This window comes from Endozoicomonas sp. 2B-B (genome assembly GCF_053470045.1).
Map to the genome: position 1 here is coordinate 5,325,591 of NZ_JBLZMU010000001.1, position 14,031 is coordinate 5,339,621.

Annotated in this window: 1 protein-coding gene (cut by a window edge); it reads right to left on the reverse strand. The window is 50.2% G+C overall.

Annotated features, from left to right (window positions below; all coding sequences use genetic code 11):
- A protein-coding gene (locus tag ACOMHB_RS19930; RefSeq protein WP_448217933.1) for an anthrax toxin-like adenylyl cyclase domain-containing protein crosses the window boundary here: on the reverse strand, positions 1–14,031 show its 3' portion. The gene runs 15,798 nt beyond the window's last position; 14,031 of the gene's 29,829 nt are visible here — the last part of the coding sequence; the start codon falls outside the window, past its right edge; the stop codon is at positions 1–3.

The window sequence follows — 14,031 nt, forward strand, 5'->3', positions numbered from 1 at the left end:
TCACCCCGCAAAGGAAGTCGAAACCAGCGGCACACTCCGGGTGGCAGTCGGCGAGATTGATGGCGAAACCGACGTTTGAAACTTATTTTCAAACTGGTTAATACTCTGAATAAGAATATTCAGGTCATCCTTTTGAATGCTGTCATCTCTATAACGAATACCGGTCAGGCGCGGCTGGTCAAAACTGTCTTTTCCTGATTTGGATTTCCCGGTGATATAAAACAGGTCTTCTACTTCCTTACCCTCATCACCATGTTTGAATTTGACTTCAACTTCAACTACGCCAAGACTTTCCGTTACAGTGATGTCATTGATAGCTACATCGCCAAAATCCAACTCCAGATTGCCCTCTCCCAATACCTGTATAAGGTCCACGCCGCCCCATTGTTCGTATTGATAAACCATTTTGCCTGGGGACCGATGCCTTATATGATCATCTCCAGGCCCTGATTGAACCCGCCCATTTAAGGCGGATGAGCCCAGCTCAAGGGTGTTGTCAAAGTCATCTCCCTTTAATAAAACATCAGTCTTACTGTTCCATTTAAAATCCCTGATCTCTTGAAGAAGCACGTCCAGTGTCTGACCCGATGTTACCCGTTGCTCATCAAGATCGACCTCAACTGGCTGGCTGTACTCGTTTGCCATTGCAGCCGCCGGGCCCTGGCATGGCGTGTAACAGTCGATGGTTTCTCCATAAGAAAAGGGTGTTAACTCGGTTATATTGTAATTTTTGCCCCCTTCGGTATCCCATACTAAACCTGTTACATTACAAGGCAAAAAGCATTCAGTCTGGTTGAGCAAAGAAGAAGAAACAGTCGGGATAAGAGAGGCACCAGTAGGCACCAGAGGCAAGCAAAGCGCAGAGCAGTTTCCCAATACCGACCATTGATCACCCAGAGGAACCTGCAGTTGCGGTGCCTGGTGATAATCAAGCAACTCGACAGAACTTTCATTGCACTGAAGTCCATTGTACGAAAACTGACGTTTATTACTGGTACTCGAATCCCTCCCACTGCCTGCAGGTGAGCCACTGGAAAAACATGGAAGGGATTCAAGCTCTTTGAACTCAGGCTCAGTGGAGTTGTTTGCCCTGGCAAGCAGATCTTCCCCCCCCGGTATCTTGGTTAATTCAGGCGCCTCCTCCTTAAGAACAGTCAATGAAGTATTAGGAAACACAAGGGGCTGAACACTTGGCTTTAATTGGGTAGGAGTCGGTGTTACCTGAGTAAACTGAGTATTTTTTGTGGGGGTAAGTCGATTTTCGACAGTAGCCGCAGGCTTTGCAGTTGCAGCTACCGGAGCGATGGTGGTCACTGAACCCGCAGCATCAGGGCTAACCTTTGGCTCCGTTAATTCAGCATCCTTCCGAAAATTTTCCAAAGATTTCATGCTTTGGTTCTCAACAAAGTCGGTATGATCCAGAGTTAAGCGCTGCTGACCCACGGTGACAGTTTTTGGCCCGCCCCCTTTGACCACCACACCCAGCTCAGGGGAATCGATTCGTTTTAACCGAGTCAACTTTCCGCTGGGTGTTTCTGCCAGCAAAGCTGCGGTTCTGGCGTTAACGCTGCCAGCCACCAAAACCACCGCGTCCAGCCAACCTCTGGCACTGTCCCCAATCTGCGTTCTGCTGCGTAAAGCCCTGGGCAAAGGAGCAAGCACTTCAGACTGGATAAGCTGGCCATTTTGATAAATCATCAAATCGTTCTGATTCTGGGACACCAGCAGGTGCGTTTTTTTGCCCGGTGGGAAAAAGTCATTGGCGTCAATCCTTCGTTCTTTCCCTTCAGACGACAATACCCTTATAACCAGATCCTTCCCCTGACTGACCAGCAGGGTCATTGCCCCCTTGTCGCTGTCCGTCAAGTCAGAAAAATCAAACAACTCAACCTCGGCAGATCCAGACACATCTCCAGACACATCTCCAGACACACCAGGACTGACAAAACAGGACAGTGTCATCTGTCCGCCCGTCAGAATATTCTCAAACGTTGTTGCTGGCTCAAACTTTTGCACCATCAGGTCGGACAACTTGATGCCCGGATAGTTAAAATGGACGTTCTCAAGCCCGGTTCCATCTTCCTTGCAGGAGATAGTCACCGAGTTCCAACCGGTATCCAGCAGTCGCACAGTTCCGGTGTCACCAACGACAATGGTTTCAAGCCTGCCCCCGGTTTTAACCTGCACATCTCCCAGAGTAACCGTTAACTGTTTCACCTCCGGTGGTGGGATAAATTGGCCAGAACCGGATACCTGCCAGTGGATAGACTCGAATCCGGACACTGAGCCTTTTACCTGCCCATCCACAACAATGTGCTGTTGGTTGCCATCAACAATAAACGACGTACCGACGGAGACTTTGGGGGCAAGCACCAGCGAATCATAGCCCTCACCGCCTCCGAGATAACCCCAGCGTAAATCCGTTACCGTGAACTGATCATCACCGCCCAGCCCAAAAAAGGCACCTGTCTCCCCTGATGAGTGCCACTTGTCAGCGCCCGAAGAACCCAAGCGTACTATACAGTCTGACGAGGACGCAGCAATGTCAGTCAACGGGCAGAACCCAGCCGTTTTCTCAAACACATTACGGGCACTAAGCTGCAGCAAGTGTTCATCACTGATGTCCTTGTTTGACCCGGAAAGCAACACCTGTCCGTAAGCCCGGGCCAACCCGCGCCAATCCATGGCCGACAGGGAACATATTGCCTTTGTCCCTCTGGTGGGCTGAACGGTTGGGCAGCTTAATGTGACCAGTGGATCATTCTCATAATTATCCCAGACAACCGGCCACAACTGGCCCAACGTCATTCCCAGGGGAAAATGGTTTCCGCCAAAGAACAGCAGCAACTGTCCCTGGCGTTCCAACACCCTGACCTCCTCAAGTCTTGCCTTGTTGAGGATTTGTGAGGGTTGTGGAAAATCGCGGGTGAGCGACCAAACGTCTTCCAACCGCAAAACTCTATGATCCAGCTGAATGCGCTCAACCCGATCCGAATGGTTGCTATTAAAATAATTCTGATATCGTCTCCGATCCGAAACGCTGGTCAAAGAAGCCGTTTTCAGGCTTTCGCCATCCTTGAAAAGATAAATCATCAGGTCATCATTCTCTTTACGAAAGACAACCTGACTATCTTGATTAACGTTCACCACCAACAAATCGGCGTGCCCCGGAGCCTCGACAATCTCACTGTAACCATCGCCCTGCTGAAACAACCCTTTTTTGCTGTTTTTATCCGCAACAAAGACGTGTCGTCCATCCGATTCAGGAATCATACCCGGCAAACGTTCAATAGACTGGAGCCAGTCACGAACCGTATCCTGACCATCAAGGTAGTACCTGGCACCCAACTCCAGATAGTCAGGATAATGAGTCAGAGCCACTTCAACTGAATCACACTCAGACGACAGCTTCACCAGGTTTCCGCTGGGGGATTTGGCCAGCTGACTAATGGCCTCATCAGCCATCGGATGATCGACCACCATCAGCCCGGCAACGCTCAACGTTGCGTTACTGGGGTTTTGAGTGCCCACCGCTTCCCGACCCAGAAAATTCATGAGCCTGATCATCCGTTTTGGCACATCAACCCTGACGCCTTCCAAAACGTTTTTCCCATCTTTATAAATGCCCACACTGCCCGTACGATTGACCCGCAGTGCCATGTGCAACCACTGGCCATCCTGAAAAAAATCAGGCACCCGCCTATGAAAGGTGGTTTCAGCAGCCGCATCAGAAAGGGTCAGTTCCAGATCATCACGGCCCGTTTTATCCACCCTGATGCCATGACGACCAACGGCATCAGCAAAATAAATAATGGGAAGAAAGGCCTGATCCAGACCAGAAACCCGCAACTGCAATGACAGTGTCATGGCTCCACCCGTCACCAGGCCCGGTATTTCCAGCCATTGACTTCTTTCAGTTAACTGCCGGGCATTCTTGAAGCCTGCACTATTTTCACCAGTGAGGGGCCCGCCATGGCTGACCAGTTGCCCTGGCTCAACGGACTGCCAGGAAACGGACCTGAGCTGTTCTGGCGGAGATGGCAAAGAGAGCGCGAAGGTTTGTGATTGGTCCGGATCAAAACTGACAAAAACCCTGGCTCCTTCACCCGCAGCAAGCTGGTTATGGCCTGATCCCGGATAGACATCCGCTGTCGCATTGCGCACGAGGAAAGTATCGTGCCCCTCTTCACCGTAGAGCTGGTAGTGGCAGCCAGAACCCCCTTCCGTCTGGTTGGGTTTCCGACAGCCCAGTGCCAGCAGGTCATCATTGCCGATACCAGCATAAATCACCTGATCGCCAGCCTCTGCAATCAGGATGTTGTCCAGACGGATATCCTTTATCAATCGGTCCTGATAAAAAAGCTTTAAATCTTGCTTGGTCAGGGGAGCCGCAGACGTTTTGTTGCCTTTTTCAGTATCCTCAATGCGCAGATAAGGAAAGTGCTGGTGGAGTGCTTCGACAAAATGCCCGGTGTCCAGGCTGCCATCAGGACGGACTCTTCTTGGCACAGCATCCAGGGTGATGGTTACCCAGTACTGTCCCTGGTCTTGAAAGGCCAGCTGACTGAAATTCCGATTCAGTACCAGCCCAATAGTGTCAAAGGTAGCCCCTTTACCCCTGAGCATCAGCATATTGCCATTATCCGGGTCAGCAATCTCTGACCCCCTGGCCTGCCAGTCGATGAGATAAAAATCCTTGCCTATATCGCCCATCAATCGGTCAGAATCCTGATCCGCAATCATTTTGTCATCGCCAGGGCCACCATAATGAACATCGAAATCTGGCCCACCCACCGTGGTACTGCCCAAGGTACCGTTACGAAGGCTGGCATGGAGCATGTCGTTCCCTTTGCCACCGTTCAGGGTTCCCCCCTCTGATAGATCCACCAGGCGGTCATTGCCATCAGCCCCATTGGCTAAATGTTCGGCCAACGTCAGGAAAAGGACATCGTCACCCTGGCTGCCAAACAGGTTTTCAATGTCGTATAACTGATCTTTGATGCCTGGCGCTCTGGGTAAAGTCGATTTCTCCTCATAACGAAAGACGACAAAGCCTGAACGACAGGTGGCCGAAACATTGGCTGGCCTGCCAATGGTGTCGTCATTTGGACAAGGCAACCCGGCCTGTTCGACATAGCCTGACCAATCCGGGTCAAACCAGCTGGTGTCATTGAACCTGCCCTGACTATCTGACAGTGCCTGATAATCCTGTAGAACCATAATACCCGTAGTACCGGGGGGTAATACCAGGGCCTGATAATCGACGGTATCCGTGCCATTGTCGCCATAAACCCGATGGGTCCCCTCAAACAGCAGAAAGCGATCGTTGCCTCCTCTGCCATGGACTTCCTGCTTGTCGCCTGCCCGGGGAGTGAAAACATTATCAAGCTCATCGCCGTAAAGGTTATCGCTACTCTCACTGCCAGTGACCCGCTCAAATCCCCCGAGATGAAATAGCTCTCCGTTTCCAATCCTCGCTTTGCCCGCTTGCAGATCCACCCTGACGCCCTGACGGGTTTCAAACACCAGGGTATCGATGCCGCTACCACCATTGAGGCTGGGTTTTACCGGCTCCTGCCCGGAATCCAGAACAATAACCAGATCATCGCCTCCGCCCATATCCACAGTGTCGTCACCACCGCCCGTGGTGTACTGCTCGTTATCGTCCGATCCGGAATAATGATCGCTATTGCCAGTACCAACAATATGGTCAATTCCGGTAAACCGATCTGAAAATGATTTGTCGGGAGATTGTCTGTTATTGGCTTTCCATGTATGAAGAACTCTTCCGCTGGCCATATCCACCGAAATAGAATCCAGCGTGTAGGGAATAAAGGGCCGACTTTTCAGCCAGGTCCGGGTCATCACCTGATACAAAAGCGTGTCGTATCCGGGACCGGCGGTAATGTTGTTACTTCCCATTCCTGTGGAGAACTGATTATTTCCCCCCATATCAATTAAATGATTATTACCGCTGCCCCCGATAATTCTATTATTTTCATCGAGATTTCCGGTAATCTTGTCATCACCGTCCTGAGCGACCAGAGTCGTTACATTTTGTACCTGCAAGCGACCATCTTTCTTGCAGGTTAAATCGATGGTCACTGATGGCGAATGAATTGTTGAGTATTCAACCGACCATTGAGTAGGCTGGCATTTTTTCTTATACGTTGTCGTTACCTGCTCTGTTATTTTTCCATCTTTAGTGATCACTTTTGTTTTGTGTTCCGGTGCCCACTTCAACTCAACTTCAACGGCGGCACTGGAAATAAACGACTCCAAATCTGAGTCCATTGATTTATCCTTAACAATGCTTCCCCAGCTTATCGTGGCTTCTCCTTTTATAAAGTCACCCAGTACCACTTTTTTTCCCTTCGGCTCCCCGTCAAAATCAAATGACAACTGAAAGCCGCTGTCCCTGGAAAACTTGTCTTCACGCTTTATTTTTGTCTCGCCTTTGGCGGCATCGTAGACACCTGAAACTTTTAGCTTTAATAAATTATTGGCAAGATCTAACACCAGGCGGACAGGTGCAAAATCTGCGCACCGGAGTGGAGATCTGGCTATTGGTTTTGAGCCCGGAACAGGCAATCGTTTGAATGTTAATTCAATACGGGGCCTCAGAGTACTGATTAGCAGATCCCTGCCTCCTCCGCCCTTAATCAGATGCTGGGTGTGAGTGGTACCAGAAAAATAAATTTCATCATTGCCTTTGCCACCCTCGACAATATGGTTCCCAGCCTTCAGGAAAACCTTATTACTTCCTTCATGCAACTGCATTTTCGTGGTTCCACCATCGGCCAGTACAGTGTCATTCCCCCCGCGGGTATACACCAGGTCGTTGCCAGCCCGGGGAATAAAGGTAGTGCTTTCATCATTCCCATCCATGATATCGTCGTGATCGGTTCCTTCGAAGACTTCGACATTGTCATACACATCTCCCCAGTCTTTAGCCGAAAATTGCTTTCTGTTAAGCCTAATGGTCAAGCCCTGTTTACTTTGGGCGTATGAGACCCTGTCAATACCTGGGCCGCCATCGACGTATTTCCGGCTTTTATCTGTGGCCTTAATAGATATGGTATCCCGCCCGGCTCCGCCATAGACTTCATCAAACTCACTCCCGGTGACAATCTGGTCATCGCCAGATGATCCCTTGAAGAAATTACGGCCACTCTTACCTACCATCAGATTGTTCTGGTCATCTCCGATTATTTTGGTGCTGTAAGCACTGCCAACTACGTTTTCAATATTTTTGACCTCCCCCTGGGTTCCGATAAAATCCATAAGACCCGCGTAAAATCGAACCACCGGGTTATTAAGGTGAGTGTAACGCCTGCTATTACTCTTATCGTAAAAGGATTTAAGGTTGGCATATTCAAGCAACTGTGTATGATTAAACTCAATCAGGCGATCCTTTTTATCACTCAAAAAGTACATAGTGATTGAACGATCCTTCTTCTCCTTGAGCCCCTTGGTATGTATATACAGAGCTCCGTCGTAAACTTCGTCTTCTTTAATATAATCAATGCCCGCCACTCCATAAAAAACACAGCAATTTTCAAGAGTTTTATATGCTGAACTTCGAGCACAACGGGTCTTTTGATGAAGCAACTGACATCCGCCACCGGGCATTTTTTTTTCATTTACAACCCCATAAATTCGTCCTTTTGCATCAGCCTTCAGGCTGTTGTAAGAATGATGACGATACTTATCCACATTCAGGGCAAAGATGTCTTTTTTAGACTGGGACTTATAAAGCTTTTTGTGCTCTTTAGCGTCCCAGTGCTTAACTTCCTTTCTGCGAAGAAGGGCGATAACAACATCACCCACTTTATAAAGTTCTTTTGCAGGGAGTTCTTTGAAAGGTTGAATATCAGTACCAGTTTCACTGAACGGCACCACATCCTCATCATCAGGGCAACCTGAACGACTTCGGGATATGTCAGTTTCACCTTTGCAGTTTTTCAGTCTGGAATAATTATGAACCAGGAAGGTCGTGGGGTCACCTGCATAATTGATAAAGTTAATACCTGAATCGTGAACCCGCAGGCTATCTTTACCTTTCTTCTGCAAACCATACAGGTCCTTCAAGATACCGAAGTCATTGCCCTCCTGCTTTTTCCGCTCTAACAGTTCAACCAACCGGTTGGTGAACGTTTGTTTTGAGAGATCTACCTCAAACAGATAGGGGAAACCATCCTGCCCCGTTTTCAGCGCTTCCTGATTAAACCTGGCAACCACACCAGAAGAACTAAAGGTTGCTTTTTCATAGCAGAAGACGCAGTGATATTGGAGCTTTGAGAAATCATTAATCTTCCGTACCCCCAAATCAGTTCTCAGGCACTGTACCTGATTCATGCCCTTGAAATGGGTCTCAAACAGAGGGCTGGGCAAGACCAGAGTGTCCTTACCGGCCTCACCGTCAATAACAGCAAACCCGGTACCGGGGCTTATTTCATCGTTACCTTTCCCTCCCTCCTGAACTACTTTACCGAGAGTATGCACGAGCCTGTCATTTCCGGCACCCCCACTCTGAAACACTCCCCCCACCAGCAGGTCATTACCAGCGCCACCGAAGGCTTTCCCCTGGTGCATCTCGAGGAAAATCTTATCTTCGCCCCCCAGTCCATGAACTTCTTTATTGCCTTTTGCCACCACATAGTCGTCTTTATCCGTGGTGCGCGCCACCAGCTTTTTGGACAGTGCATCCATATCCCAGATTTTAATGCCTTTTTCACCGCTGCTCTCTAAATCCTTGACGACCTGGTGTCGTAAAGTTCGCAAATCCACTTCATAGGTTTTAAAGCGATCTTTAAGATGCTGTGCTGCCGTTTCCCTCCAGGCAAATCGGCTATAGCCTTCCTCTGCTGCGTCCCCGGCCAACTTATCGATAAAGTCTGTAAACGCCTTACTCGTCATCAGGGCATCAAAGTCCTGACGGGCATTGGTGGGCGGGATAAAAAGACCGATGATGGTCTGAACCAGTCCAAGCAGGGTGGAAATGATATCCAGTACAAAACCAACCGGTGCCAGAATCACCGAGGCTTCCATAACCGTACTGACCGTATCCAAAGCAAGACCAATGCAGTCCAGTGCAGCATTCACTGCATAAAATGCCACCTGGGCACTATTGCCTGCCTCACTGGCATCCTTCGCAGCCATGACACTGGAAGCCAGGGCGGCCGCACCTGCCGCCACGGCAACAAAGCCTCCCACCATGGGAACAAATCTGGCCAACCGGGATGTGGTTTTCGCCGATAATTTGATGGCGCTTTTCCCTACCAGCCTTGGCGCATTTTCAATGGCCGCACCGGCAAGACCCAGCCCTTCGTCGGCAAAGCCGGCAGCTTTGGACAGTATCGAGTGGGACGTTCTGGACAAACTGAAAATGCTGCCAGTGTATCCCAGTGCCACCCCGGCAATCCCCGTGGCATAGGTTTCTGGTGACAGATAGTCCCGATATTCATTCAAGTTGCGCAGCGACACCGAGCTTTGGGCCAGGCCCGTTATCCCCATACCCACACCGAACGCCATCTGAGCCTTGCCAAACCAAGGCTTGGCGCCCAGTTTTGCCTGAACGTTCTGAAATTTTTTCAGGGTTGGGGATTGGTCAACGTTGTGTTTCCTGAGCAAGCGGTCAATCATGTTTTCCCGCAAAGCCCCGGCCTGTTTCAGGGCATCACTGCTTTCATGGCTGCCTTTTTGATCCACCATGGACTCGACAATGGCCTTGAATTCGTCGCTGCCCTTGATAGCCTCCCTCAAGTCGCTGATGTCTTCCGCAAACGCCTCGCTGTATATCTTCAGAACACTGTCTATAGCCACGTCCACAGAACTGGCTTTACCCTCCGACAACAACTCCAACAGCTTGGTCATCACCTTCTGCTGGAGTTTGCTGTCATCTGCGGGGCTGACTCCCGAAACGGCAGCAAATCTCTGGTTGGCAAAGAGATTAATGGTTTTCAGCAGCTCTGCCGCCTTGCCCTCAGTACCCGATGCCATCAGTTGCTGTTTTAGCGCCTCCAACTCCCTGCTGGTCAGGGCTTTATCCAGCTCATCATCCACCTTGTCAAGGGTTTGGATGACAGAGCGACCACAGCTCTCACCCGTAGCCCTGCGACAAGTAACCTTGGTTATATCCGGCTCCGGCTTGGGCAGGTTCAGTGTTCTGCTAAAAGCATTAAGCCGTTTGCGAAAAGGCTCCTGGCCGATATTCCAGTGGCTCTGATCGCCGGACATGGTTTGCAGTAATTTAACGCTGTTTGAAATTCTCTGATTCAGTAATTCAACGCTGTTCGAAATTTTCTGTTTCAGTAACCGCGCACTGTCTGCACTGTCACTTCTGCCAAATGCGTCCAATTCTCTTACTAACCCGGCGGCTGTTTCCAGACGATCCAGTTTGGCCGCCACGTCCAGGCGGGCTGGCATTACCCTGACCCTGCCCGGATCGTTGATCGCGAGACCTTCAGGATTATTTCGAACCCCGAGAGCTACCAGACTATCGGTATGTTTTCCGCCAATCGCCTTGTCCAGCTCCTTAAACAGCTTTAAGGCACCAACAGCCACCAGCCCCTGTGTCTTTGTGGTGCCAATAACCATTCGGTTTTGCCGGGTATCCACCCAGGAGGCATCCAGAGTCAGAGTTGGATTTAAGTCCAGTTCAACCCGTGTTCCCCTGACATCCAGCGACAATTTCTCTACACCAGTCAGCCTGCTTAAAGCGTCCACCCGCCGGCACTGAACGTCTTCAAGGCGTTCATCTGCTGCCAACTGTCCGGCAATATCATTGAATTCAAGTTTCAGCAGCTCAGCAGCCAGTTTAGAACGCGCTTGCCATTGGCTCTGATCCGCAACAATGCCTGTTTTTTGCTCTTGACTGACCCAATCAATCAATACCTGCCCAAGTCGGTTCCGATCATTGGGACCCAGCTCACCGACTCTTCTGGTAATGTCTTCAGTCAGGGACTGCGGGGGGTCGTCGGTAACATCGCTGAAAACCGTTTCCAGATTCTTAATAAAGGCCAGAGTTTCTGAATCTGAGCCACCAATGCCCGACTGCCGGGTTAATTGCAATAATCCATCCACTTCCTCTGACTCAAGGTTTTGCCTGGCGGCCACTCGCTCGATATCGACACTCACCATGCCAAACACCTGGTCACCACTCTTTATCAATGGCTGGCGTTGCTGTTCGTTAATGGCTACCGGGTCAATGACAGAGCCGCTGGTTCGCGGGCTTAGCGACATGGGCTCAACCGGTAACTGGAACGCCTCTCCTTTTTTCACCCTGCGCAACAGAGTTTCCGCAAAAACGCTGTACACGGTTTTATCAAACAGACGACCCTTTAGAGCATTTTTATCAATATTGGCAACATCAGTGATGCGACGCGCAGCCGATTTCATATCCGCAGTGAAAGAGTCAAAACGGCTTTTTTTATTCAGTGCCTCGCTCAGCTCTATCGCTGCATTTTGCGGTAACTCGCCGGCCACCGCATCACTGACACCCGTCAAGGGCATGAACCCTGCGGGAAAATCAGACGTCACTTGTCTGTCAATTTTAGTAATGCTTTGAAACAGGAAGTTGGTAAACAGGGACTTAATATAAGATCGATACTGGCTATCAACCGGCGTATACCTCTGCGCCAGTTGCTCTGCTTCTAAACGACACTTGGCAAGAAACCGTTGTTTACTGTCACTGGGCATCAGGCTATCCAGGCCAGACAGCGGGCTTCCCCAGGACTGTAAATTGACGAACACCCGTTGCTTGACCGGTGACCCTTTGGGGGACCTTGGTTCAGCATCAATAAAATCAGGTAGGGAAGTCTTGATTTTTTCAATCAGCTCATTGTTCACCGCTTTAAAACGCAGCTGTTTACCTGAAGTCAGTTCCACCAGTTGTCGGTTAACACGCTCAAGGTTTTCAATCAGATAGCGACCGTTCGCCTGGTTATCACGCAGCGCTTCGGTTAACACCCGGCTGACTGTTTCCACGTCCAGACCGGAAACGGCCTTAAACGACTCAGGATCACTGATTTCCAACCGCAGGGAGTCTACAGCATCCATCACCAGCTGCGCATAAGGCTTGCCATCCTTTTTCGGAGGCATTTCTGCAACAACAATCTGTCGTTTAAATTGGTCATAAGCCCCCTGTTCATCAATCGTCAGACGCAGCCCCTCGGCTACCTCAATGGATCGGACGACAAGTTGCTCATCTCCCTTAGCGATGGCGTCCGAGATTTTTTGCTCAATGGCGGGCAATCCCAAACTCTCCCTGATGCGGTTTTCATACTCAAGCTCGCCACTGGCAGGCAACAGCTCCGGAAACACACTGGCCAGTCTGGGAAACAGCCGGGTGCTATCACTGATTTCTGCGCCCTGCCTGATGGTTAACGGGTTTATCTTTATTGTCACAAACCCATTTTGTCCCTGGTAACGCTCAAGGCGTTGATTCTGTTTACTGGCGATGTCCAGTGTCACCAGAACCCTGGCCTGATCGGGAATGAGGCGGGAAACTTTTCCTTCGGCTGCCTGTGAAATCTGCGGGAGGTCACTCAAAGAAGCAGGTCGAGCCAGCTTAGTGGCCAATGGGGCTAACCGTGTTTTTAATGCCTTGCCTTCGTCGGTACTCTTAAAAAAAAGCGCCAGCGAATGATGCATTTTTTTTACTTTCCCAATGCCATCAATGTCCTTGTCAGCCAGTCCTGCGGAGAGATGAAAGAGAATGAACCTCAGTTCCGGGTCAGAAGCAGTGAATAACCAGCCTTTCTTGGGCTGACCTGTTGTGGGGTTCAGTTCACTGTCCACTGCGATAGCGTCCTGAATGTGTCGGGCGGTTGTTGTCTCACCGAAGGGCACGACCCGCACATTCTTCAGCTCAGTGTTTACACCCGGTTTAGCATTTTGCAGAACGATCCCGTACTGTCCACTGCCTTTCATCCTGACCAGCGAGAAACGCTGGCCCCCTCCCGAACTGACGACTTTTGTCGTCTTAATGGTTTGCGGGCTTGCCAAAAAGGGGCTGACCTGAGGCTGTATTGAGGCGGCTTTATCAAGCTTCAAAACCAGACGGTCAGTGCCTGAATCAGCATCCGTCATGACCAGCCTGAAATCACCCTTGGCATGGTCAATCAGCAGCTTAAACGGTAACCGCTCATAAGAGGCTGGTTCACTCCTGAAAACAAACTGTATCTGTTTACCGCCGTAATCACTGATGGCGAATTCAAGCGGTTGCCTGCCACTGTATTCAAACTCGGAAGGATCAAGAACCAGCACTGGCTGGCCGGACGATGGAAACACGACCCGCACCAGACCATCATCTCCCCTGACCTGCCTTAGCACTGACCGCAGTGCGCTTTCCATAGATATAATCGTTTTTTCCTGGCCTGAGACAGCGTAGTCCTTCATGCTGGTCAGATGCTCAGGACCTATGGCTTTTAACAATGCGTCTGCTTTTTCCCGGTTGCCATTAACCGGTTGACTCAGGGTTTCATAGGTTTTGGTCACAGCAAAAATAAAGAGGGCACGCTCCGGTTCCGGCACCTGGCCAAGGTATTGAAAGGCCCGGGCAAACACCTGCTTGAGTCGTTCTGGTGGTAATTGTTTAAAGGCCACCTCGAAGTCAGTAAATAGACCGAAACGAATCTGCCAGTCGTGTTCCTGATCGACCATTATCTTGTGATAAAGGCTGTCTTTTGACCTCGGTACCTCGACCAGGTCATAACCAGCCGTTAAGCCAACGGTATCGACAAAGTCAACAAGGAAATCCTGCCGGGTATTTTGATTCCAGATAGTACTAATCAGCTTTCTTCTGCGGTCAGTCAAGGCTTGTGCCGGGTCAGGTTTGTTCGTGTAACTGGCGGCCAGGGCCAGCGGGTACAGGGTTTTAACAAGACCGGGAAGGGTCTCCCCTTCGGCACGGAGGGTTCCCAACTGCACTTGCACTGGCCGGGCCGGATCATCCCGGTCATACATAAGTACCCTGCTCTTAGCCGACGACCACTCTGGCATCAATTCAATGCGGATGCCCCTGCCCGC